Source organism: Actinoplanes sp. NPDC026623, assembly GCF_040638275.1.
Lineage (GTDB): Bacteria > Actinomycetota > Actinomycetes > Mycobacteriales > Micromonosporaceae > Actinoplanes.
In genome coordinates, this window is record NZ_JBEZXZ010000140.1 from 1 (window position 1) to 24,029 (window position 24,029).

Below are 24,029 nucleotides of genomic sequence, written 5' to 3' on the forward strand. Positions count from 1 at the left end.
GCTGGGCATCCGGACCGCGATGCCCAGTTCGCGCAGATCAACACCCTCGCCGCCACGTTCCTCGACGCCGGGGACCCGGTGATCAGCGTGGACACGAAGAAGAAAGAACTCGTCGGTGAGTACGCGAAATCCGGCCGGGAGTGGCAGCCGACCGGCGAGCCCGTGCAGGTCAACGGTCATGATTTCCCCAGCGGCGTTCCGCGGGCGATCCCATACGGGGTCTACGACATCGGCGCGGACGACGGATTCGTCACCGTCGGCGTGGACCACGACACGGCTGCTTTCGCGGTCAACGCGATCCGCACCTGGTGGGACACCGCCGGCCGGGACCGGTATCCGCACAGCCGCCGGTTGCTACTCACCGCGGACTGCGGCGGCTCCAACGGCAACCGGCTACGGGCGTTCAAGTTCGAGATCGCCGCGTTCGCCGCGCAGACCGGACTGCAGATCACGGTCTGTCATTTCCCGCCCGGCACCTCGAAATGGAACAAGGTCGAGCATCGCCTGTTCTCCTTCATCTCGATGAACTGGCGCGGCCGGCCCCTGACCGACTACCAGGTCATCGTTGAGACGATCGCCGCGACCACGACCGAGACCGGGTTGACCGTCGCCGCGGTCATGGACACCAACGAGTACCCCACCGGGGTCCGGATCAGTGACGCGCAGATCAAGGCTGTCCCGGTCCAGCGATACGCCTTCCACGGCGAGTGGAACTACGTCATCCATCCTGGACCCATCCCAGAAACGGTGCGAAACCAGACAATCATCCTCGAACCGACCAACTAATTCATCGTCGGGCCCTAACGCCAAGCCGATCTGCGTGAGCATGCCCCTGAGCCCCGGCGTCAACCGGGCATGCGCAGTGGTCAGCCCGTCGATCTGCTCGACGAACGTCCTCGCCGAGCAATCGGTGTTGTCGCGCCGAAAGCGGCGGACCTGCACCTGCACCTGCAAGGCCGTCCCCGCTACCGCGACGTCGCGCAGCCGCCGCTGATAGCGACCATGGACCCGGCCCGAGGACTGCCGGCACCGACCGCACCGGGCGGTCGTTGCCCGGGAACGTCCGGACAGCACCACGACGCCGTCACGCTGCTCAACAGCGTCGATCGACAGACCAGACAGGTGCGGCACCAACTGCTCCACAAGCGAACACGCCGGACATGATCAACGATGACGCCCGCCAAGAGACGGAACCGTCCACATCACAAGATCAGCGACAGAGCCAAGATCCGGGACGGGAAAGTCGCCAACCGGCCCATCTACGTCGCCCTGGCGGTCACCGCCGAGGGCACCCGCGACATCCTCGGGTTGTGGGCCGGCGACGGCGGTGAGGGCGCCAAGTTCTGGCTGAGCGTGTGCACCGAACTGAGGAACCGCGGTGCCGAGGACGTGCTGATGGCCGTCTGCGACGGTCTCACAGGTCTGCCCGACGCCATCAACCACGTATGGCCCCAGACCGTGGTACAGACCTGCGTGGTGCATCTGCTGCGTAACTCGTTCAAGTACGCTTCCCGCCAGCACTGGGACGCCATCGCCAAGGCACTCAAGCCCGTCTACACCGCACCGACCGAAGCCGCCGCCGAGCAACGCTTCCTCGAGTTCGCCGAGACCTGGGGCGAGAAATACTCGGCCATCGTGCGGTTGTGGGAGAACGCCTGGGCCGAGTTCGTGCCGTTCCTGGCCTTCGATGCCGAGATCCGCAAGGTCGTCTGCTCGACCAACGCCATCGAAACCGTCAACGCCCGGATCCGCCGGGCTGTGAGAGCCCGCGGACACTTCCCGAACGAGCAAGCCGCCCTCAAATGCGTCTACCTCGCCGTCATGGCCCTGGACCCGACCGGCGCTGGCCGCCGCTGGATCACTCGCTGGAAACCCGCCCTCAACGCCTTCGACCTCGCGTTCGAAGGACGCCTGTCCGCAGGCCGTAACTGACCCCTCAACAAGATCGAGTTACACCGTTTTCTTGACAGTCTCCGCAATGACCCTGAGGGGTGATCGAGTCGTCCGGCTGTGTAGGAGCCCGGCGGGGCTTTGTGCGGGTCTGCATAGGACCGGCCTACCCGAGTTTTTGGGCTCCGTGTGTAACGCGTTGCCAATGCGCCTGCCGGTGCAGAGACTACACATCGGCTGGCCACTGATCCATGGTGGATTTGATCTCGGTCGATCTGAGCTGCGGGTTCCTGATTATCTCGACGGATCCGCCTGATATGGGCTGGCCGAGTCTGCGGTCAGAACGTAGACTCTCGGCCGGTGGAAGATCGTCAATACGTGCTGGGGGCGGAGATTCATGAGCGACAGATTAAGGTCTGGCCCTGGCTCGACCAGCGGTGTGCATGATCTTGTGCGGTTCGCCGACCAAGAGGCGTATCGGTTGACGCCGGTGAGCCTCCGGCCCGCGTGACGTTTGACGTGGTGACCAACCTCCCCTCTGTTCGTTGAGTCGTCGATCCACGCAGTACCTGTACGTGTGCTGTCCTGATGGATTCGGACGGGGCTGATTGGTGGTCCTCAGTGGATGTCATTCGGGGAGCCGCATTCAGGTTCGCGCCCGGTGGAAATGGAAGGCCAATCACCGCAGTAGCCATTCGTGGCGAACCCTCGTGGCGACTCGGCGAGCATGACAGCCGGACCGCGAGGACAGGTTCTGAGTCTGTGCCGGTCGCGTGTGCGGCGGGACGCAGGAGGGAGAAATGGTGACGTCTGCAACTGGTGACCAGCATGCTGCCATCGAGCGGCGGCTTCGCGAGATCTTGAAGCGGGATACCGCGATGCCCGATCCGATGCTGATCGCGCGCGACGAGGATCTTCTCACTGCCGGGCTGTCGTCGCTGGAGACGGTGACCGTGGTTCTGTCGATCGAGAACGAGTGGTCGATCCGATTCGACGAGGCCAGCCTCTCGAGGCAGATGTTCAAGTCGCTCGGTGCTCTCTGTACGGCGGTCAATGAGCGGGTCGGCGCTCGTACGGCGTGATCCGGTCGCCGCCGGCGTCTAATCGGCTCCGGCGGCCCGGCAGCGGATCCGTTCAGTGCTCCAGCACGGGTCTCGATCTCGAACAGGAACGTTAATCGAAACAGGTGTGCACGTGGATGATGATGTGCGAGTCGACGATGCTGTGATGCGGGGGGCGTCTCGTCCCGTGGGCGCCGGCGTGCCTATGCCCGCAAAGAGTGCGACGGCAGGACCTACCGGCGGCGCGTGCCGTCGAGGACACACTGCGTCTCCGGAGGCCCGCGGATGTAAGGCCATCGTGCCGTGACCATCCCGCCCGATGCCGGACGCGTGACGATGGTCGCCGATTCGCAGTCCTACGCCGCGCTGGCGCAGCGCGTGGAGCCAGACCTCGCCTTCATACCGGTCCTCACTCCGCCGGAGGGACCATCCACAGTCTTTCCCGTCCCCGCGACACCGACGCCGGACCCGCGCGCCTGGCAGGGCGTGGTCCTGGTGACCGAGGACGCGTTCGAATCCGTCGGCCGGGTGCTCGCCCGCGGATCAGGACGGCCGATGCGGCGCGCCACCCTCGCCGATGCTGTCCGGCTCAGTACGGATGTCCCGGTCACCGTGGTGGGCGCCGTCGGCGGCGTGACCTCGGCGATGCTCGCCGCACTGCCCACCGACGCCCAGCTCGGCCTCTTCGTGGCCCGGGACCCGGCCACGGCCAGCGCGCTCGCCGCGCGCACGCTTCTGCACGGGCCGACCGTGGCCGCCGGGTCGGCCGATCTCACCTTCGACACGCTTGCCGAGGACAGCGGGCCGGACCGGCTGGCCGGACTCGACGTCACGGTGGCCGGCCTTCGAGCAGCCACGCAAAAGGGGATCGCCATCCTCGCCGGCCGCGCACACGCCCGGAACTGTTCGATGGATCTGATGGACGGGCTAGTCTGCGGCCGGCGCGACGAACGGCCCATGTTGCCCGTCGAGCCGGTCCGGCCGGATCGGTGGGCGGGGCATCCCACCTCCTGTCAACAGAGCCACCAGTGCTGCCGGTACGGCCAGGAGATCCGCGGCAACCTACGTGCTACGGAGATCCTCGCGGCCTTCGCGGTGCTCGACAGCTGTCGGTCCGCGGCCAGTGGCGACGGCTCCGTGCGCACAGACGTGTCGATCCCGCTGACCATGCTCGCCGGCACCGCGCTCGCCGTGGTCAGTGCCGTGGGGACCCGCGGCGGCAGTTCCTGGGCGGCGCCGCTGCTGCGCGGGCTCCTCCGCGCCGGCCTGCCGCTCGGCTCGGCGCTGGCCGAGGTCAACCTGGCGATCGAGGCGGACCCGGTGGGCATGGGCCGGCTGGCTCTGTTCGGCGACGCCGGCTTGGCGCCGGTGCCGGGGTCCACGCCCGCCCGCCAGGTGCTGTCAGCCGAGGGGGCGGAGATTCCCGCTGGCCCCGCCGCGACTTTGGTCGACGGGACCGGCCTTCTGCCGGTGCGGCCCGGCGGCCCCGTGGTAGTGAGCCGGGGGGACGGCACGACCAGTTGGGCCCTGACTGACGCGTACGGCCGGTCCGCGGGTCTGGTCGTCCCTGCGCCGAGCCTGCTGGCCGCCGCGTGGCAGGACGAGTTCCGGCCCTGGGTGCAGCGGATGCGGGAGATGCCCGAGATCGGCCTGCGAATCGACGCCGACCGGTTGGATGCACTCGACCTTGCGGCGCGGACTGCGGTACGGCAGCGGGCCGAGGCCGAGCACCTGCCCGCTGCCCGCGAGGCGGCGGAGGCGTATGCATCGGCCCGCGCCGGACTGGCCGCTGAGCAGCACGACATGATCGAGCAAGAGCTGACCGTCGTCGCCCGCACCTTTTACCATTTCACCTGCAGTTGGCAGGAGCCCTGGCAGGTGTGTACGGCCGACAGCGTGGAGCAATGTCCGCAGTGCGGCGACATGACCGCGGTCCTTCGACACATCACGCCGGCCGCGGGCACCGGTACCAGGATGCACCAGCTGGTCTGCTCCCGGTGCGGTGAGGTCTTCGCCGGTGCCGCCGGGTTTCCCGCGACCGCCCGGGTCACCGCGCCAGCGGAGGTGGGCTGTGGCGAGCAGTTCCGCCTCGCCGTCGAGGTCGCCGCCCCGGCGGACCGGGCCGTCGCCGTGACGGTCGGCGCTGCCTTCCGCCGTCAGGACCTGCTGCGCTGCCGGTTGGACGGGATCGCCTCTGTCGTGCTGCCCGCCGGTGAGTTGCACACGCTGGAGCTGACCGGGGACAGCGACCCGACACAGACGATCCCGGACCTGCACAACATTTACGTCTTGGTCGCCGTCGACGGGGCGGTCCGCTGCTTCACGCGTGCAGTGTGGTTGCGGGCCCAGCGCCGCTGACATTCCCCTGCCTGATTCACTGCTCAGCCCGTTGTTGGAGGCCTGCAATGACCATCCGGGACCCCGAATCGCCCGCCGCGCAGACGTTGACCGGAATGTTCGCCATGAGCGCGCAGACCTGGCCGGACCGTCCCGCCGTCAGGGACGACGACACCTTCCTCTCGTACGCCGAACTCGACCGGCGTTCGGCGGCCCTGGCGGCCGACCTGCGTGCCCGCGGGATCAGGGCCGAGGACCGGGTGGGCACCTATCTGGACCGTTCGGTGGACCTCGTGGTGGCCGTCCTCGGCATCCTGCGGGCCGGCGCCGCCTACGTCGCCGTTGACACCCGGTATCCGAGCGGCCGCCGCGACCACATGCTGGTCGCCGTCGGCTGCAAGCTGGTGGTGACCCGCGCGGACTGGCGGCAGCGCATCGCCCACCTGGGCCTCGAGGAACTGGCGTTCCGCAGCGAGGCCACACCGGCGGCCACGGCCGTGGACCACGCCGACCCGGCCGGGGCGGCCAGCGTGCTCTTCACCTCCGGCTCGACCGGCCAACCCAAGGCGATCGTGCTGGAACATCGGAACATCGTCTCGTTCGCCACCAATCCCGGCCTGCCGGAACTGGCACCGGCCGATGGTGTCGGCCAGATCTCCAGCGTCTCCTTCGACGCATTCCACTTCGAGCTTTGGACGACCCTGTACCGGGGTGCCGAGGTCATCGTCCTGCCGCCCGTGCCCGAGCTTCTCGCCGCCGACTTCCGGCGGGAGATGCGGCGGCGGCGAGTCACCGCGATGCTCGTCCCGACCATGGTCATCAACCAGGTGATCCGGGAGGATCGGGATGCCTTCGCCGCGCTTCGGATCCTGCAGGCCGGTGGTGACGTCCTCCTGCCCTCGGCCTGCCGGGACCTGTTGCACGGCGAGTTCCGGGGCGAGCTGTACAATCTGTACGGCCCGGCGGAGGCGACCACCGCCTGCACCGCGCACCGGGTCACCGTCGAGGACGCCGAGCGGGACACCATCCCGATCGGTCGGCCGCTGGCTGGGGTGACCGTCCTGCTGCTCGATGACGGTCGGCCGGTGTCGGACGGCGAGATCGGCGAGATTCACATCGGTGGTCCGGGGATCGTCCGCGGCTATCTGGACGCGCCGGAGCTGACCCGGCAGCAGTTCGTCGTCGGCCCTCTTCCGAATGGCCCGGACCGGCTCTACCGTACCGGTGATCTGGCCCGGCGGCGGCCGGACGGGGTGTTGGAGTTCGTCGGGCGGGCCGACGGGCAGGTGAAGATCCGCGGTTATCGGGTCGAGCCGGGCGAGGTCGAGCGGACTCTCTGCCGTAGCCGCAGTGTACGCGAGGCGGTGGTATTGCCCAGTGGCGAGGGTGAGAACCGGCACCTGCTCGCCGTGGTCGTACCGGCCGAAGGCACCACCGTGCGGGACATCCAGGAGTTAGCTCGCGCCGAGCTGCCGAACTACCTGGTGCCCAGTCAGCTCGCGCTGGTGAAGGAGATCCCGTCCAACGAGCACGGCAAGCGGGACCTGGCGGCCCTGAACGAGATCGCCGAAGGGATCCGGCAGCGCCGGGAGCGTCACGTTGCGCCGCGTACCGAGGTGGAGCGCTATCTCGCGGAGCTGTGGGAGGAGTTGCTCGGCGTGGAGAACGTCGGCGCGAACGAGGACTTCTTCACCCTCGGCGGCCACTCGCTGCTCGCCTTCCGGATGCACAGCCGGGTCAAGCGTGGGTACGGGGTGTCGGTGGAGCTGGACGCGGTGCTGCGTGAACCGGTGCTGGGCCGCGTGGCGGAACTGGTGGAACAGGCACGGGCGGAGCAGGAACGAGTGGCCGGTAGCTCGGCATGACCGCGGAGAACCGCCTGGGCGCGCTCGTCGAGCGGCCCTTCCGGCTGCTCTGGATCGGCAAGACGACGTCATCGTTCGGCGACGCTCTGATGCGTGTAACCATCGCCTTCGCGGTGCTGTCGGTGGGCGGCTCGGTAACCGATATCGGGACCGTACTGGCCGCTTCCACCGTGGCCCGGATGGTCCTGCTGCTGTTCGGGGGCACGCTGGCCGACCGGATGTCGCGCCGGCTGCTGCTCGTCGGCAGCGACACCTTCCTGCTGATCACCCAGGCCGCAGTGGGCGTCCTGCTGCTTGCCGGCCGGCCGAGCGTCGCGGCGCTGACCGTCGCCTCGGTCTGTTACGGTGCGGCCGCCGCCGTTGCCAAGCCCGCGTTAGCCGGCATGGTGCCCGAGACCGTCAGCTCGCCGCGGCTCCAGCAGGCCAACGCGTTGATAGGCATCTCCCGCAACACCGCCGAGATCCTCGGGCCGCTGGCGGCAGGCGTCCTGGTGGCGACGACCGCGGTAGGCTGGGTCTACCTGCTGGACGCCGTCACCTTCCTGATCAGCGCCGTCGCCCTCAGCCTGCTCAAGCTGCCGCCCCGCCGGCCGCGCGAGCACACCGGCTTCTTCGCGGACCTCGCGGTGGGCTGGCATGAAACGGCCTCCCGGTCCTGGTACTGGATCGTCCTCTGCGGTCACTCCCTCTGGAATCTCGGTTACTGCGCCTTCCTGGTGCTCGGTCCGGTGATCGTGGCCCGGGAGGCCGGAGGGCCCACCGCCTGGGGTCTGATCAGCGCCAGCATGGCGGTCGGCGCGCTAGTCGGCGGGGCGTTGTCGCTGCGGTGGCGTCCCCGGCGTCCGTTCGTCGTCGCCCACCTGGGCCTGGCGCTGACGGCTCTCCAAATCGCCGCGCTGTCGGGACCCTCGCCGATCCTGGTGAGCATAGCCGCGGGCGTAGCCGCGGCGGCCGGGGTGTCGTTCGTGAACAACATCTGGACGACGGCCATCCAGCGCCTCATTCCCGAGGAGGTGCTCTCCCGGGTCAGCTCCTACAACGTGCTGGTGTCCTTCACCATCGCGCCGCTGGGCTACGCGGCGGTCGGTCCGTTGAGCAGCCGGGTCGGCGAATCCGCGGTGCTGATCCTGGCCGCCGGATGCGTGTGCGTCGCAGTCGCCGCCGTCTTGTCGGCTCCCCGGGTCCGGTCGTTGCGGCAGGACCGCGACGGCAGCCTGCACGGGTGGTCCGAGCTCGACAAACCGGTCCGTCCTACAACCCTTACGAGCCCATGAACTTGCCCATCGCCCGGCCCCTCCAACTCGCCTCAGAGAAGTGCGGATGACATCAATGCTTCCGACCGTCCTGGTTGGCTATTCCCTCGGCTCGGCCAGCCCTGTGGAGATCATCAACGCGGCGGCCGGGCTCTGTGAGGTGGCCTTCGTCATCGACAGCCGGGAGGAGCACGGCCGCTTCGTCCTGCCCTTCATCCAGGAGCTGGTCGAAACGTTCGACCTCGCCGAGTTTTCCCTGGACGCCATCGCCGGCAGGCTCGCCGGACGCTTGCAGGGCATCACCACGTACAGCGAGTTTATGCTGGCAGATACGGCGCGGGTGGCCCGGGAACTCGGACTTCCGTTCCACTCGCCGGAGGTCGTCGAGGCGCTCACCGACAAGGCGCGGCAGCGGGTTCTGCTGAACGACCGGGGCGTGACGCCGCTCCGGCAGATCAGTGCCCGAGGACCGGAAGAATTCGAGCAGGCGGTACGGAAGATTGGTTTGCCGGCCGTCATCAAGCCTGCCCGCGGCACCGCCAGCGTCGACGTCTATCCGTGCTTCTCCATGGCCGACGTCGAGGCGATCAGCCCTTCGTCCGACTCCGGGAGTTGGGTCGTGGAGCAGATGCACGCCCCCGGCCTGCACCCCACCTTCCCCTGGCTTGGGGACTACTGCTCGGTCGAGACCGCCGTCAGCGGCGGCCGTTGCTGGCACTTCGCGATCGTCGAACGGCTTCCGCTGACGCCACCGTTACGGGAGAGCGGCTTCCTCACGCCGGACAGTCTGCCGGACACCTACCGGAATCAGGTGCTGGAAGTGGCGGAGGCAGCCATCCACGCCGTCGGCATCACTACCGGCATCTCGCACGTCGAGATCAAGTTCAGTCCGGACGGGCCGAAGGTGATCGAGGTCAATGGGCGGATGGGCGGCACCACCGGGCGGCTGCTGCGTCGCGCGAGCGACCTCGACCCCATTCGGCTGGCGTTGGAGATCGCCCTGGGCGAGGACGTCAAGCCCCGCGACGTGGTCTTCGACCGGTGGGTACTCGCCTACCGGGTGCTGCCGCCGCTCAGGAAGGTCACCGTGCGAAAGGTGTGCACCCCCGCCTCGCTGAGGGCTCACCCGGGTGTCTGGGCGGCGGACGGCGGTGTGCGGGCCGGCCAGACGCTGGACTGGCGGCGGGGTGGCCTGGAGCGGGTGTTCACCATCTGGGCCGAGGTCGACGAACCCGGCGCGCTTCCCTCAGTCATCCGGGACCTGGCGGACGTCACGGCCAACTGCGTCGAGTACGACGAGCAATGAGGCAGGAGACAGACATGGCGACCATCTTCGACGAACTCGAATCCAACGTGCGAACCTACTGCCGCAGGTTTCCCGCTGTCTTCGTCAAGGCCCGTGGGCACACGCTGTGGGACCAGGAGGGGCGTCCATACATCGACTTTCTGGCCGGAGCGGGCGCGCTCAACTACGGCCACAACCATCCGGCGATCAAGGCGGCGCTCCTCGACTACCTGGCCGCCGACGGCCCGGTCCACACCATGGACCTGCACACCCGGGCCAAGGCGGACCTGCTGCACCGCATCGAGGATGTCGTCCTTCGTCCGCGCGATCTGGCCTACCGGATCCAGTTCACCGGGCCTACCGGGGCCAACGCGATCGAGGCCGCGCTCAAGGTCGCTCGCCGGGTGACCGGTCGCACCAACGTCGTCGCCTTCACCAACGGTTTCCACGGCATGTCCCTCGGCGCGCTCGCCCTGGCCGGAAATCTCGCCAAGCGGGCGGCAGCCGGTCTGCCTTTGGACCGGGTCACCCGCCTGCCCTACGACGGTTACCTCGGCCCCGGCGTCGACACCGTGCATTACCTGGAGCGGATGCTCGACGATCCCGGAGCGGGGATCGATCCGCCCGCGGCGATCGTGCTGGAGACCGTTCAGGGCGAGGGCGGGTTGACCGTCGCGCGACCGCAGTGGCTGCGGAGGGTGGAACGGTCAGCCCGGGACCGGGGGATCGTCCTGATCGTCGACGACATCCAGGCTGGCTGCGGCCGTACCGGTTCGTTCTTCAGTTTCGAGGAGGCGGGCCTGCGGCCGGACATTGTGTGCCTGGCCAAGTCGATCAGCGGCTATGGGCTGCCCATGGCGCTCACGCTGATCCGGCCCGACCTCGACCTGCTCGGACCAGGCGAGCACAGCGGCACCTTCCGGGGGCACAACCTCGCGTTCGTCACCGCGGCGGCGGCGATCGACCTGTGGTCGTCGCCGCAGTTCGCCGCCGATCTGGACAAGAGGTGCCTGCTGCTGGCCGAGCGGGTACGTGCGCTCACCGTACTCGGCGGTGAGGCTCGCGGGCGAGGAATGCTCCGGGGCGTTCACTTCGCTGAGGAGTCCTTCGCCACCGCGGTCTCGCTGGCTGCGTTCCGGAGGGGCCTCCTGCTGGAGACCTCCGGCACGGCGAATCAGGTCGTGAAGATCATGCCGCCGCTGACGATCGACGACGAGGCGTTGCACCGCGGGATGGACATCCTTGAGGAAAGCGTCCGCGAGGTCATTTCGACGAGGAAGGTGGGAGCACAATGACGGACACGGAGATCGACGCAGCCACATTGGCGCGGCTGTCCGCGGCGTGGCCGGAGCGGGCGACCATTCGCAGCCACATGAACTCCCTGAAACCTCCGCAGGAATACGACCCGCTTCTGCCGGACTATCCGGTCAAGTTCCTACCCTTCGCCGAGCACCCCGACTTCGTTGATGCTCCGTTCGAGAAGCGGCAGGCGGTGTTGACGCACGCGTGGTTGATGTACAACGCCCGCGTCATCACCGCCGAGGAACAGATTGCCAATCCGACATTCGCGAAGATCGTGCACGGCGTCTTTCCCGGCAGCGAACGCTTTGAGATCAAGCAGGCGGTCCAGCAGGCTCACGTGGACGAGACATGGCACACCTACATGCACATGATGGCGATGCACCACACACAGGAGGCCCGCGAGCTCAGGTCCGAGCCGGACTACCCGCATGCGGTCACCTATCGACACCTGGCGGCCGAGCAGGAGAAGGTCTCCGACCGCTGGCACCGGGATCTGCTCGCCCTGGTGTGGACCACCGTGACCGAGGTGAGCGTGAACGCCTATCTGGAGCTGCTCTCCCGGGATCAAACGATCCAGCCGATGCACGCCCTGGTGCCCCGGCTGCATGCTCGTGACGAGGCCGCACACGGATCGGTGATGGTGGAGGTGGCCAAGCAGCTCTATGTCCACATGGGTCCGCATCAGCAGAAGATCTTCGAGCAGGCACTCCCCAAGGCGGTCATGGCCTTCGTCGCGCAGGACTACCGGGCGTGGCCGCTGATCCTGGAACACGCCGGCATCAAGAAGGCGACCGATATCGTCGAGGACTGCAAGCGCGGTGGTTCGAGTTCTCTTCTGGTCCGCGACTTCTCGGGCGTCGAACGGCTGGCTCGTGAAATGGAGATCGAGATGGAGTCTCCCTACGATCAGACCAAGAAATAGTCGGGAGGCGGATACTGAGATGATCTCAGCAATGCATAACGGCTGATTGGCGCGACACGGGCGAGTGCCGTGATAACGGCGATGCTGGAAAGAAGCGTGGAGCCATCGATAGACAGGTCTTTGCGACAAGATTCCGTCCTCGAGAGGGCTTGCAGTACCTCGGTCGGCTGCGCGCCGCTGAACGACGCGACCGCGGTACCCGTCCGGGTACCCGCTCGTTGACCTGCTTCTACCAGGCACTATTCGTGTTGGTCTGGTTCCGTAAAGGTGAGGACCTGACGCTGCTGGGTGCCGGGCTCGGCGTCTCGCGCCACCGCGTACCGCTACCGCGACGAGGGCGTCACCGTCCTGGCCGCTCAGCCACACGACCTGCACACCGCACTACGGCACGTCGCCGGCGACGGCTGGGCATACGTGATCCTGGACGGAAAACTGTTCGACTGCGACCGGCTCACCGAGACCACCCTCAGCACCAAGGGCGAATCCATAGACGTCTGGTATTCCGGCTAACACCGCGACTTCGGCGCGAACATTCAAGCCGTCATGCGACCGGACGGCTTACCCATCTGGACCTCCGCGGCAATGCCAGGGCACCTGCACGACACCAGATGCGCCCGCGAACTCGGCCTCACCGCCGCTTTGAACCGGTCCGCCGCAGAACTCGACCTGCCCACCCTGGCCGAATCCGGCTACGAAAGCACAGGCCACGGCATCAAGACACCGGTCAAACAACCCGCCGACGGCATCTGCCTCGCCCCGGACAATCGCGCCCGCAACCGGCTGCTCTGCGGCCCGCGCTGGCGAGGCGAACGAGGCTTGCCGATCCTGATCGGACGCTGGAAAACGCCAGGCCACACCACTATCAGCCCACGCCGGGCCGGCGACATCGTCGCCGGCGCGCTCCACCTGCCCCCTTCGGATACAAATACCCATCACCAAGTTGCTGAGATCAACTCACTGGAACGGGGATCGGTGAAAACGCTGAAGAGAAGCCCGGACAGGCCTCGGGGAGTAGTGTCCAGCGTGGCCTCGGACGCGCACACCTGGAATCTCGTATATCTTCAACTGCTGCTGGAAGAGCATGGGTACTCCGTCCGAAACCTGGGCGCCTGCGTGCCGGTCGAGGATCTGGTCGCCGGATGTCTCATGGAAAGGCCCCAGCTGCTCGTCCTGAGCACGGTCAACGGCCATGGACTCATCGAGGCGCCCAGCTACATCCGCCGGGTTCGCGAGCGCGCCGAACTGCATGGCCTGGTCGTGGTCATCGGCGGCAAGCTCAACGTCGGTGGCACGGTGGCGGACGACGACGTCCGCCGCCTGCTGCACCTCGGCTTCGACGGTGTTTTCACCACAGTCGACTCGGTACAGGAATTCAGGCGCTTTCTTACCCACACCGGCAAAGCTGCCGCCGGTGAGTGAGGTTCCGTTGTCAGGGCTGGGGCACTTCGGCAGCCGGGTCGCCGGTCGCGGCGAGTTGGTGGTGCAGTCCCGGATGGGGTTCTCCGATCCGGCGCAGATGCTGGACGGTCTGCGAGCCGTACGCGACGCCCCGGTCGAATCGGTCGGCACGATCACCTTGGACAGCTTCACCAGGACCGGCCAGTTGCGGCGTGCCCGTGACGAAGTGCTACGCGGCACGCCGTTGAACGGGTACCCGCTCATTGCCCACGGGGCGGCCGTGACCCGGGAGCTGATCGCGGAGTTCGACCAGAGCGTCTTCCCGATCCAGCTCCGTCATGGTTCCGCCCGGCCGTATGCGCTCTTCAAGGAGATGCTCGCGGCCGGCATCACCGCGACGGAGGGCGGTCCGGTCTCGTACTGCCTGCCGTACAGCCGGGAGCCGCTCTCCGCGGCGGTGGCCGAGTGGGAGCGTTCCTGCGAGCTCTTGGCCGCGTTCGACGGGCCCGCTAGCCCTGTCCACCTGGAGACCTTCGGTGGCTGCATGCTCGGCCAGCTCTGTCCCCCCGACCTTCTGGTCGCACTGAACATCCTGGAGGCGCTCTTCTTCGTGCAGCACGGGGTACGCAGCATCTCGCTGAGCTATGCCCAGCAGACCAACCCGTTGCAGGACCGGGAGGGGATCGAGGCGCTCCGCGTCCTGGCCGGCGAGTGGCTCGGCGGGGTCAGCTGGCACGTCGTAGTTTACACCTTCATGGGGGTCTATCCGGAGAGTCGTGAGGGGGCGCTGTCGCTGCTGGCCGCGAGCGCTCGGCTGGCCGCGCTCACCGGGAGTGAACGACTCATGGTGAAGACCGTCGCCGAGGCCTTCCGCATCCCGACCGTTGCGGAGAACGTCCAGGCGTTGAGGTGTGCGGCCGCCGCGGCACGAGGCACCGAACCCGGCGAGGCCCATGACGACTGCGGCGAAATCCTGCACGCGGCTCGCACACTCGTCAACACCGTGCTGGAGCAGCACTCATCGATCGGCGCCGCACTGGTCGCCGCGTTCCGCCGTGGGTTGCTCGACGTGCCCTACTGCCTGCATCCCGACAATGCCAACCAGTCCCGCGCGATTATCGACTCCGCCGGGCGGTTGCAGTGGGCCTCGACGGGCGCCATGCCCATCGCGGCGTACGCGCCCGCCCACGAAGCGCGGATCTCCGCCGCCGACCTGCTCAGCATGCTCGGTTACAACCGGGCGCGATTCGACAGCCTCGATCCCGGCCACCCCGACAGAACCGTGGGCGCGACCACCTCATCAGAAAGGCCAACACCTTGTCCATGACCGAACATCAGCGGCCGGCCAATGGCCTAACCGAACTGGTCCTCACCGATGATGTCCGCGACGAGCTCCTCGACCGGCTTCTCAGTCTGCCCGACCCAGTCTCGGACGTCGACGATGCCATGGCCCGGACCCACCAGATCTTCGCCACGCTGCCGCTGCCGACGCTGCGGGCGATCCTCGACTTCGGACGTCACATCGACACTCCCGGCGTCATGCTGGTCAGTAATCTGCCGACCGAGCCGGAACTGCCGCCGACACCGTCCGACGGTGGGCCGTGTGTCGGCAAGTCGCGATTCGTGGCCGAGGGTGTGCTGCTCGGGCTGTCGGGACTGCTCGGGGAGCCGGTCGCATTTGTCACAGAGAAGGAAGGCAGGGTGGTGCACGACATCATTCCGACTGCGCCCGGCGCCGCTACCCAGACCAGCCAGGGCTCGAAGGTCTTCCTCAACTTCCACAACGACATCGTCCACGACCCGAGCGGCCGCTACGACATCAGCAATCCGGACTTCCTGGTGCTCAACTGCCTGCGGGCCGACCCTGTCAACGAGGCTGAGACCTGGTACTCGGACGCCCGCGACGTTCTGAGCGTGCTCAATCCAGGCACAGTGAAGGTCCTGCGCTCGCCGCTGTTCCGGCTGAGCGCGCCCGGTGGATATGTGCGTATGTTCGCTGGCGGCAAGGAGGTCTACTCCAAGCCGGTCGCGATCCTCTCGGGACCGGACCACGCTCCCGAGATCTCGGTCGCGGCCAACGGGGTACGGTGCCTCACCCCCGAAGCGACCGATGCCTTCGACCAACTCCAGGCGGCCTGCCGTGCCCCCGAGGCGGCCAGCGTTGTCCAACTCGCGCCAGGCCAGGCGCTGCTGGTCAACAACCGGAAGGGCCTGCACGCTCGTACCCAGTTCAGCGCCCGGTACGACGGCCAGGACCGTTGGCTGCAGCGTACCTACATCCGGCGCAGCCTCTGGAACATCCGCGGACGGGCGGAGAATGGGAGCCGTCGTGTCCACGCCTGACGTACGACGGGTGGCGTTCCTCCGCTCGGTCGAGATCCAACGTGCTGCTCCCCACGTCCAGCAACTGGACGAGCACCTCCGAGCTGCCGGGGCGGAGGCGAAGCTGTTCTTCACCGACGGAGAATGCGGTCACGGTGACTTTCCTGGCGAGTCGGCAAAGCTTCCCGTCGGCGCGACTCCACAGGACATCGCTACGCTGATCCGGCAATGGGACGCCGACGCCTTCGTCTCGATCTCGCTTCGCGACGAGAACGCGTTTCGCGACGCCATGGTCGCCGCCGAGCTGAGTGCCGGCGGTGTCACGAGCGTCATGCATGGCCCGGAGACCACCTGCCAGCTGTCCAACAAAGCCGAGACCAAGGGCATGCTGCGCGTGGCCGGGCTCGATGCGCCCGGTGATGTCGTGCTGGACGGCGACGTGCTGAACGGCCGGAGCGTCCCCATCCTTGGCTACCGGGATTACGTCGGGCGCAGGGCGGACGAGATCGGATTCCCGTTGCTATGGAAACCCCTCTGGGACAGTTTCGGAAACGGCATCCGATACCTGGACGGCCCGGCTGCCCTGACGGAGCTCCTTCGTTCTCCGCCGGACGGCAACGCACTGCTGGAGCGTTGTCTTGACGGCGAGTTGTGCTCGATCGAGATCCTCGGCAGAGGGGGGGAGTATCACCTGCAACCCCTGGTGTGGAAGGGCAGGACGGGGGGCGAGCCCGGATTTCTCTTCAATTCGCTCCGCTATGCCGGCCCGAGGCCCGAGGCCGAGAAGTGCTTCGAGGACGTCGCCGAGCGCCTGGTCCAGCTCTGCGCCGAGTGGGACGTCAACGGGGCGGTCGAAGTGGAGATGATCTACCAGGACGGCGTCTACCACGTGATCGAGGTCAACCCTCGAGTTTCGGGAACCACGTTGCTGTCCGTGGTGGGTTCCGGCCGGAACACCTACGTCGAACTGCTTCGGATGGCGCTCGGCACCTGGCCGGAATCCGAGCGACCGGCACCTGTGAGCATCAGATGGGCGTTGGAGTTCCCCCTCACCGGGTTCACGCCGGCCCTGCTCGGCGACGCGACGGACCAGATCGATGTGGTCAAAGCCGGAACGCTACGCATCAACGGCCGTGACTACGGCGGCAACATGGTCGCGTCGTGCGAGTTCGGTGAGGAGTCCCGGTTCATAAAGGCGATAGACGAGCTGAACTCACGCCATCACTTCCTCGATCGCAAAGTCTCCGGCGAGATCCGGGAACTGCTCTCGGCCCCGACAAAGTGACCGTGTACCGACAGTGGAAGAGCGATGACTGAGGACCAGCAGACCGGGCAGTCCGTCCGGGTGGACTTAGCCGACGTCGACCTGTTCGTCAGCGGCCGGCACCTGGAGGCGTTCGCCTGGCTGCGCGAGCACTCTCCGATCTACTGGAACGAGGGCGTCGACGGCAGCCGCTTTTGGGCGTTGACCCGGTACGAGGACGTGCACTGGGCCTACCGGGAGCATGCCTCGTTCGGGTCGGCCCGTGGAGCGATCCTCGGCGGGTCCTTCCGTAGCGACCACGACACCGCCGCGGGCCGGATGCTGGTGGCCAGCGACCTGCCCCGGCACCGGCTGCTCAAGCAGCAGATCGCCCCGGCGTTGTCGGCCGCCGTGGTGGACCGCGTGGGGAACCAGGTACGGAGCCTGCTCGAGACGGCTGTCGGGCGTGCGGTGGCGGCCGGCGGTTGCGACTTCGCCACCGAGATCGCCACCGAGATTCCCGCCGGCGCGCTGATGGTGGTGTTCGGCATAGGGTACGGCGAGGCGTACCACCTCATCGGGCTGACTCGACGCATGGTGGGTTTTCGCGACGAGACATTCGTGGACACGGGGGGTGACCAGAAGCTACGGCTGGCCTGGACGCAGGCGGAGATCTTCGAGTTCTTCGCCGATCTGCTCGCGCAACGCCGTCACAAACCCGGCGACGACCTGATCACCCGACTACTCAAGGCGGAGGTCAACGGCCGGCGGATGTCCGAGGAGGACATCTTCTTCAATTGCATGAATGTCGCGGTGGGCGGCAACGAGACCTCCTCCTACACCGCCTGCCACGGCATCGAGGCGCTGATCTCCCGTCCCGACCAGTACGAGATGCTGCGCCGGCGGCCGGACGCCCTGAACGGCGCCATTGAGGAGATGCTGCGGTGGAGTTCGGTCAACGCGTACGTGCAGCGGGTGACGATGCGCGACGTGGAACGCGACGGGCACCTCATCCGGCGGGGCGACTCGGTGACCTTGTGGAACGTCTCGGCCAACCGTGACCCGGCTCAGTTCCGCGACGCCGACCGCTTCGACGTGACCCGCAGTCCCAACCGGCACCTGTCGTACGGCGCCGGCATCCACCGCTGCGTCGGCGCCCCGGCCGCGCAACGGGAGCTGTCCCTGCTGTTCAGAGCGCTACTGGACGCGCCGGCTCCATTCCGGCTCGCCGGTGAGCCCCGGCGGCTGCGCTCGAACTTCATCCTCGGAACCACGTCGCTCCCGCTGACAGTGGGCTGATGGCGGCCGGGGACATGTCTCTCGCTCGGCCTACCCGGCCCGGCCGCCAGAACGCCCGCCCTGGAAGAAGGTCGCCGGCGCCTGTCAACCGGGTCGGTCCGACGCAACGGGCTCGTTGGTGGTGTCAGCCGCGCGGGCCAGGTTGCGGGTCTCCGCCACGGCGAGTGAGGCCAGATTGACCATCGTGAACGCGATCGCCAGGATGAACAGGGAGTTCTGCGTCCCGGTGACGATCAGGACTGCCGCGAGGGTGAAAGCCGACCCAGGGTCATTGCGTGTTCGGTGAATGACTGCATGAGCAGGGGTTATGCGGGGTGAGTGACCTCTGTGGAGGCGGTCGGGGCGGGTGAGATCGCCTAGGTGATCATGGGAGTTTCTCACGCTTCCAGACACTTCGAGGATCTCACCCGCGATGTCAGCATGCCCGATCCAGACACTGTCCGCAGTCACCACCCCCGCCGCCACGCCGGCCCGTCCGATAACCGTGAGTGAACGGGACGGGTTGCTGCAGGCGCTGGCGGCGGTGCCGGATCCGCGCAGCCCACGCGGCCTGCGCTACCCCCTCGCAGCGTTGTTGGCGGTCGCGGTGTGCGCGGTCATGACCGGCGCGGCGTCGTTCACCGCGATCAGTGATTGGCTGCACGATCTCGATGACATTGCCCGCGCCCGGCTCGGTTTTGTCCGTGGGGTGCCGGCCACGACCACGATGTGGCGGCTGCCGATCCGTCTGGATGCCGATCTGCTCGCCACGATCCTCGCGGGCTGGCTGCGCACCCGGACCTGGCCGGCCACACCCCGACGGCGGTACCGGCAGGTCATCGCCATCGACGGCAAAACGGTGCGGGGTGCCCGCCGCGCCGATGGCAGCCAGGTCCATCTGCCGTCCGCGTTGGATACCTGCACCGGTGTCGTCCTGGCCCAGGTCACTGTCAACGCGAAATCCAATGAGATTCCCGCGTTCGCACCGCTGCTGGACGCCGTCGAACGGGTGCTGGGCAGCCTGCAAGACCTGATCTTCGTCGCGGATGCACTGCATACGCAGGTCGGGCACACCAACGAGATCGCCCGGCGAGATGCTCACCTGCTGATCCCTGCGAAGGGAAACCAGCCGAGGTTGTTCGCCCAGCTCAAGGCGCTGCCGTGGGCGCAGGTCCCGATCGGGCACCAGACCCGCGAGACCGGCCACGGCCGCCGGGAGACCCGCACCGTCAAAGCTGTCACCGTCACCACTCCCGGCGGGATCGGTTTCCCGCACGCCGAACAGGCCATCCGGATCACCCGGACCCGCACCCGCACCGCCAGGTGGCAGGACCACCCGCGAGACCGCCTACCTGCCCATCACGCTGCCCGCCACCGACGCTCAACCAGCCGATCTGCAGGAGTGGATTCGCCGTGAGTGGCTCATCGAAAACCAGGTGCACTACGTCCGGGATGTAACGTTCCGTGAAGATTCACATCAGGCCCGGACCGGCCACGGACCCGCCGTCATGGCCACCCTGCGTAATACTGCGATCGGGTTCCACAGGTCCTGCGGGGAAACCAACATCGCCCGCGCCACCCGCCGGGCAAGCCACCGCCCACACGACCTCATCACCACTGTCACCAGCGGCAACCCCAGAACGCAATGACCCTGAAGCCGACCGGCCACAATGCGGTGGTTCCCAGGTCAACGCCACCACCATCGCCGTACCGCATGAGACCCAGCAGACCCGACATCCGTCGATCACCCAAACGCCTCTGGCCGGAAAGAGACCTCCACCCCAAAAGGTCTAGTAGGCAAATAGTGCCGAAGGTAGTGGCCGCATTGATGCGCGGTTCATCTGGGCAACTCGCTGCGAGATTGAACAAATCGGCTTCGGCTCGTGTCGAAAAGCCTGGTGTGGAAATCCATAGGCCAGGTCGCTGTGGCATGATCGATCTCGCCGTACTGATCCAGATAGTCCACATCGGCGGGGCGGAGCCGCACGAGAAGTTCCTGAGGGACGATAGACGGAAACAGCAAATCCGTAAAGTGCAATGCGTAATACACTTCACGGCAAAGGTCGTACTTTTCGACCAACGAGCCCAGAAGCGCCACGTCAGGCCGCGAATCCCGATTGGCCAAGATCACCCCTACATCCAGGAACCGCATCAAGTGAAGGTCCTTGTTGGCCTCGATCGAGGTCAGGGCTATCGCCTCGCGATACAGATGAACTGCCACGTCGATCAAGAAGTGCTCGCGAGACGCCACGCGAGCCGATATGCCGTACCCGTGAACGGTTTCCGCCCCAGCGAACCAGTCCTCCATGGGAAGGTTCTTACCGGTAACCGGCTCGAGCAGTCCGAAACGGAGATCGACGCGATAATGATGGATGTAGTCATTGGCGGCCGGGCGAATGAACGCGGGAAGCGATGATGCATTCAGCCGCCAGAACACCTCAGTTCGGCGGGCAAGAGGCTTCACGGTGCGCGCATCCGCCGCCGGCGTGCCCTGCGCATAGCCCATCTCCGAGAGAAGTGCCGTCGCCCGCACTCGATCGGACTCATGAATGAGTAGATCGAGATCGTTGAACTCTCTGAGCGCAGCTTCCGGGTAGATGGAGTAGGCAAGATAACCGCCCTTGCGGACCAGCACATCCAGGCCCTGAGTAGTCATCTTCTTCGTGATGCCGGCAATCTCCTGCGCCCACAGCCAGGTACGTTCGCGATTATAGAGGTAGTACGTCTCGAGAAGCGTCGTAACGTGCAACGGCGCGTTCAAAGATCGAGCGAATGAACCTAAGATCGGACTCACCCGATGGTAAGCAGCCAGGTAGAGCAGGCGTCCCCACTGATCCCCCGAGAGCTCTGGCGGCTCACTCGCCTTGGAGCCGGGTTGAAGCAGACGCCTGCACAGGTCGATGAGCAATCTACCCTCGTTTGACACAGTCATCATCTTTCCAATGGTCGAAGTATCGTCCGGTCCGAGTGGATTCCGCGATCCCGTGTCAAGCGCCAGAACAAGGAGGTTCGTCGTCGTCCCACGGTCAATTACTCAATGACGGACGGTTCCAGGTCCAACATCGGACCGCACAGCACGCCACTGGGATTGTCCGCGCCTAGAAAGACGGTCTGAGCCATCATCCGGAAACCCGACATCTCCTCCCGCAGGGTCTCGATCGATTCCTCGGGGTGAACCGAATCGATGATCGCGTTGGGTCCGAACGCATTGAACTGATGTGAGGTTCCGCGCGGGATCTGCAGGTCCGCCCAGGTGTTGGGCGGGATCACCGCGTTGTAGCGGGTCACTTTGCCGTCGCCATTGATGTCAGGGAGATCGTCGACGAAGGATTCGATCGCGATCGGAGCACTGCCGGCCGGTCCGTCCAGGATTCTGAGCGGGGACAGGCTCGAAACCTGAATGTGCGTCTCGTTCCCCGTCATCATGCGCACGAACCGGAGTCCGGTGTGAAAGTGCATGCGCGAGCACATGCCACGCGATGTCACATCGTAGAAGTCCATCAGGTATCTGTCGGCGAAGAACCCCGTGAAGGGAGACTCGAGCATGTAGACGTCTCCCTCCTCGAAGGTTTGCGCGCGGATGATTCCCTCGCGGTCGGGAACGGTCGCGGTGCCGGAGGCGTGAGCGGCGCGGACCAGGTTTCCGAGCGCGTCAACGATGGTCTGCGCCGTGTGCGAGTCGAAGGCCGTCACCGGGGTGAGCCGGCATACCCCTTGGTCGGCAAACTCGGTGAAAGCATGCACCTCATTCGTCGAGTCAGGGTCAGACTTGAGTCGGTCGGTCATGCCAATCTCCGCTCCCATGAAGCGATTGACGAGGGGCGGGGGCGGCAAGACTCCTCAACAGCGGCCCCGCGAACGCGTTCGCGGCAACCCGCGAACCTGAGAAAACCGAGCGTGCGACGTGAGATCCAAAAGGCAGCAAAGGCCAGGCGTCGATACCGCTGCTCAGCCGAATCGCATGATCACACCGAGCGAACCTTGCGCGTCCGCCAAATGGTCAACGCAGCAAGTATCCATGGCGATCCTTTCCCCCGTGATGGACAAGGATCCCTTAGGACCCCCGCGCGCTGCTCCTCCGAATGAACTCGTTTACGATCTAGCAGTCGGCGCGGCTGTCTTTTATGGATCTACGACATGGATCGCCGTGGATCTCCGCTAAGAACCATAGTCCCGCTTTATGCCGTACGCAAGAAGATCACGACCCAGAGTGTGAGCAGGGTCAGGATCATGGCCGGGATGGGGCCAAGCAGCAGGATTCTGGTGTGGTCGGCGGCGAGGTGTTCGATGGTGCGTTTGATTTGAGTGGAGCCCGCGAGGCGGATCAGGCCGATGGCGAGGCTGCGGGACAGGGCCATGGCATGGGCGGTCTCGCCGAGGTAGAAGTTACAGTAATGCCGTCGCAGGGCGGTGCTACACCTCGGTCCGGCTGGGTCGCCGACCTGGCGATAGGCACCCTGCGCTACGCCGGACCCTTGACGGCCGCGCTGACGGCATCGGAGGGTTCCGCCAGCCGGTGGCGGACGAAATGGTCAACCGGCCGGCGCGCGGACCAGGGACACGATCCGTTGGCCCGCATCGGCCGCCTCCTCCGGCGTGACGTCGCTGAAACGCAGGCGGACGCACTCAGCTTCGCGTTTCAACTTCTGACGGGTGATCAGTCGCTTTGTCGAGCGGCTGGCAGCGAGCGGCCACCTGCTCACTCTCTGAGGAAGAGGCGAATCTTCTCGGGGAGGACCAAGTGGCCGTTGTTCGTAGTGGTGCAGGTCGGTGTGGCTGACTAGGGCAACTTCGCCGGTTCCGGGGCGAGGTGTTCGACTGTCTCGACCGGCTGCCGGACGCGTTTTTCCATCTGATCGATGGGATCTGCGCGCCGGTCACGGTTGCCGGGGTCGCCTGTCTGAGACCCTGGTAAATTAGGTTTTCAGGTGTGTTGGTGGTGGGCGAGGCGGCGGGTCATGATGATGATCATGACCCATTGGACCATCGCGGCGTGACGTACGAATAGCCGTTCGTAGTCGCGGACGGTACGCCGGCACCGGTTGATCCAGGAGAACGTCGTCCGTTGGCGGCGTCCTCATCGAGCCTGCGCCTACGCCCCGGCGATGGCCTTGATCTCCGGCAGCGTTCGTCGCTCGGTGAACCCGTCACGTTGGTGCACTCGTGGGACGTGGGGGCCGCAGCCGCCCGAGCACTTCACCCGCCGGAGCCAACGCGTCACCAAGTCAAAACCCAGTCGGTGGTCGTCCCGGTTGCCGGAGTCCGGCCGTGACCAGAGTGGACGCGGTCTCGCCGTACCCAGGCTCTGGCGTATCCGGCGTCGTGCCGGGCGATGGATTCGGCCGTGGGTGAACTGACGATCCGGTCGTCGTCAGGAGCAGGGATGGACATCAGGGAAGGACATCTCGCCCGGTCGCGGCACATGGGCACGTCCGGGGAGGTGGCAGCGAGATGGGTCAGGAACACGACCCATGCCGAGATCAGGATCAGACCGATGACCCTGGAGGTGTCCAGCCCGCGCCGCTACTCGTCTTTGTCGTCGGTCATGTCCGAGACCGTAGGTAATGCCGGTGAGGCGCCGCAGTGACCGCGTTCGCCGGATCATCCCGGTCCAGCCGCTGGTCGCATCGGACCTGAGGTCGTTTCGAGGCTGACATCACAGCCAGAACCCACCCGCACGGCCACGACGTCGCCTCGCTGCGGGCATCTGAATCGGAGCACTTGCGGTGAGCCGCCCATTCTCCCGGCGGCCGGCCGTCGGCAGACCTCGCTAGTGTTCCGTGTCTAAGTTCTTTTGACGGTTGGCTTTGGTGAGGATCTGGTCGGCGGTCTTGGTCCAGCGGAAGGGTTCGCAGCGCTGGTTGTAGCCGTCG

At 66.5% G+C, this 24,029-nt stretch carries 17 protein-coding genes and 3 pseudogenes; 16 read left to right on the forward strand and 4 right to left on the reverse strand.

All coding sequences use genetic code 11. The features are described 5' to 3' along the window. Window positions 1-735: pseudogene (locus AB0F10_RS31465) on the forward strand (ISAzo13 family transposase); the annotation flags it as partial. A gap of 243 nt (window positions 736-978) precedes the next feature. On the opposite strand, the pseudogene AB0F10_RS31470 reads toward AB0F10_RS31465, so the two are convergent. Beyond that, window positions 979-1,143, reverse strand: a pseudogene (locus AB0F10_RS31470) (hypothetical protein); the annotation flags it as partial. Between the two features lie 81 nt (window positions 1,144-1,224). On the opposite strand from AB0F10_RS31470, the pseudogene AB0F10_RS31475 reads away from it, so the two are divergent. The 15 genes and pseudogenes from AB0F10_RS31475 to AB0F10_RS31545 all read left to right on the forward strand — a co-directional run. Then, window positions 1,225-1,932: pseudogene (locus AB0F10_RS31475) on the forward strand (IS256 family transposase); the annotation flags it as partial. A gap of 758 nt (window positions 1,933-2,690) precedes the next feature. Then, a complete protein-coding gene (locus AB0F10_RS31480) occupies window positions 2,691-2,972 on the forward strand; it encodes a phosphopantetheine-binding protein (protein ID WP_360633152.1) in 282 nt (93 codons plus the stop codon). Window positions 2,973-3,254: 282 nt separating this feature from the next. Continuing rightward, window positions 3,255-5,309, forward strand: coding sequence for a hypothetical protein (locus AB0F10_RS31485; RefSeq protein WP_360633155.1), 2,055 nt, complete (start codon window positions 3,255-3,257; stop codon window positions 5,307-5,309). A 47-nt stretch (window positions 5,310-5,356) separates the two neighbouring features. Beyond that, window positions 5,357-7,153, forward strand: coding sequence for a non-ribosomal peptide synthetase (locus tag AB0F10_RS31490; RefSeq protein ID WP_360633158.1), 1,797 nt, complete (start codon window positions 5,357-5,359; stop codon window positions 7,151-7,153). Further along, entirely contained in the window at window positions 7,150-8,427 is a 1,278-nt protein-coding gene (locus AB0F10_RS31495; RefSeq protein ID WP_360633161.1) for an MFS transporter, read from the forward strand. The genes AB0F10_RS31490 and AB0F10_RS31495 overlap by 4 nt, the downstream gene beginning before the upstream one ends. Before the next feature lie 55 nt (window positions 8,428-8,482). Continuing rightward, window positions 8,483-9,712 (forward strand): hypothetical protein, encoded by a 1,230-nt coding sequence (locus AB0F10_RS31500; protein ID WP_360633164.1) that lies wholly within the window; start codon window positions 8,483-8,485, stop codon window positions 9,710-9,712. Window positions 9,713-9,726: 14 nt separating this feature from the next. After that, entirely contained in the window at window positions 9,727-10,986 is a 1,260-nt protein-coding gene (gene ectB / locus AB0F10_RS31505; protein WP_360633167.1) for a diaminobutyrate--2-oxoglutarate transaminase, read from the forward strand. Continuing rightward, a complete protein-coding gene (locus AB0F10_RS31510; protein ID WP_360633170.1) occupies window positions 10,983-11,915 on the forward strand; it encodes a diiron oxygenase in 933 nt (310 codons plus the stop codon). Before ectB ends, AB0F10_RS31510 begins: the two co-directional genes overlap by 4 nt. Window positions 11,916-12,203: 288 nt before the next feature. Beyond that, a complete protein-coding gene (locus tag AB0F10_RS31515; protein WP_360633173.1) occupies window positions 12,204-12,425 on the forward strand; it encodes a hypothetical protein in 222 nt (73 codons plus the stop codon). Between the two features lie 33 nt (window positions 12,426-12,458). Beyond that, entirely contained in the window at window positions 12,459-13,334 is an 876-nt protein-coding gene (locus tag AB0F10_RS31520) for a cobalamin-dependent protein (RefSeq protein ID WP_360633176.1), read from the forward strand. Then, entirely contained in the window at window positions 13,327-14,640 is a 1,314-nt protein-coding gene (locus AB0F10_RS31525; RefSeq protein WP_360633179.1) for a methylaspartate mutase, read from the forward strand. The genes AB0F10_RS31520 and AB0F10_RS31525 overlap by 8 nt, the downstream gene beginning before the upstream one ends. Further along, window positions 14,637-15,656, forward strand: coding sequence for a TauD/TfdA family dioxygenase (locus AB0F10_RS31530; protein WP_360633182.1), 1,020 nt, complete (start codon window positions 14,637-14,639; stop codon window positions 15,654-15,656). The genes AB0F10_RS31525 and AB0F10_RS31530 overlap by 4 nt, the downstream gene beginning before the upstream one ends. Continuing rightward, complete coding sequence (locus AB0F10_RS31535) at window positions 15,643-16,920, forward strand: ATP-grasp domain-containing protein (RefSeq protein WP_360633185.1); 1,278 nt, start codon at window positions 15,643-15,645, stop codon at window positions 16,918-16,920. The genes AB0F10_RS31530 and AB0F10_RS31535 overlap by 14 nt, the downstream gene beginning before the upstream one ends. Before the next feature lie 24 nt (window positions 16,921-16,944). Continuing rightward, complete coding sequence (locus AB0F10_RS31540) at window positions 16,945-18,177, forward strand: cytochrome P450 (protein WP_360633188.1); 1,233 nt, start codon at window positions 16,945-16,947, stop codon at window positions 18,175-18,177. 484 nt (window positions 18,178-18,661) lie between these two features. Continuing rightward, window positions 18,662-19,573 (forward strand): ISAs1 family transposase, encoded by a 912-nt coding sequence (locus tag AB0F10_RS31545; RefSeq protein ID WP_360633191.1) that lies wholly within the window; start codon window positions 18,662-18,664, stop codon window positions 19,571-19,573. 420 nt (window positions 19,574-19,993) lie between these two features. On the opposite strand, the gene AB0F10_RS31550 is transcribed toward AB0F10_RS31545, so the two are convergent. The 3 genes from AB0F10_RS31550 to AB0F10_RS31560 all read right to left on the reverse strand — a co-directional run bounded on the left by AB0F10_RS31550 (window position 19,994) and on the right by AB0F10_RS31560 (window position 22,514). Further along, entirely contained in the window at window positions 19,994-21,064 is a 1,071-nt protein-coding gene (locus AB0F10_RS31550) for a nucleotidyltransferase family protein (protein ID WP_360633194.1), read from the reverse strand. A gap of 122 nt (window positions 21,065-21,186) precedes the next feature. Continuing rightward, window positions 21,187-21,942 carry a hypothetical protein gene (locus AB0F10_RS31555; RefSeq protein WP_360633197.1) on the reverse strand — a complete coding sequence of 252 codons (756 nt, stop codon included), beginning with the start codon at window positions 21,940-21,942 and terminating at the stop codon, window positions 21,187-21,189. Between the two features lie 392 nt (window positions 21,943-22,334). Beyond that, entirely contained in the window at window positions 22,335-22,514 is a 180-nt protein-coding gene (locus tag AB0F10_RS31560; RefSeq protein WP_360633200.1) for a hypothetical protein, read from the reverse strand. Between the last annotated feature and the right edge of the window lie 1,515 nt (window positions 22,515-24,029).

Bases quoted from the DNA above. Each gene is read 5' to 3' on its own strand.
- AB0F10_RS31540 (WP_360633188.1), top strand. From the start codon at position 16,945: ATGACTGAGGACCAGCAGACCGGGCAGTCCGTCCGGGTGGACTTAGCC.
- AB0F10_RS31560 (WP_360633200.1), bottom strand. From the start codon at position 22,514: ATGGCCCTGTCCCGCAGCCTCGCCATCGGCCTGATCCGCCTCGCGGGC.
- AB0F10_RS31480 (WP_360633152.1), top strand. From the start codon at position 2,691: ATGGTGACGTCTGCAACTGGTGACCAGCATGCTGCCATCGAGCGGCGG.
- AB0F10_RS31555 (WP_360633197.1), bottom strand. From the start codon at position 21,942: ATGACCGACCGACTCAAGTCTGACCCTGACTCGACGAATGAGGTGCAT.
- AB0F10_RS31490 (WP_360633158.1), top strand. From the start codon at position 5,357: ATGACCATCCGGGACCCCGAATCGCCCGCCGCGCAGACGTTGACCGGA.
- AB0F10_RS31510 (WP_360633170.1), top strand. From the start codon at position 10,983: ATGACGGACACGGAGATCGACGCAGCCACATTGGCGCGGCTGTCCGCG.
- ectB (WP_360633167.1), top strand. From the start codon at position 9,727: ATGGCGACCATCTTCGACGAACTCGAATCCAACGTGCGAACCTACTGC.
- AB0F10_RS31500 (WP_360633164.1), top strand. From the start codon at position 8,483: ATGCTTCCGACCGTCCTGGTTGGCTATTCCCTCGGCTCGGCCAGCCCT.
- AB0F10_RS31520 (WP_360633176.1), top strand. From the start codon at position 12,459: ATGCGACCGGACGGCTTACCCATCTGGACCTCCGCGGCAATGCCAGGG.
- AB0F10_RS31495 (WP_360633161.1), top strand. From the start codon at position 7,150: ATGACCGCGGAGAACCGCCTGGGCGCGCTCGTCGAGCGGCCCTTCCGG.
- AB0F10_RS31530 (WP_360633182.1), top strand. From the start codon at position 14,637: ATGACCGAACATCAGCGGCCGGCCAATGGCCTAACCGAACTGGTCCTC.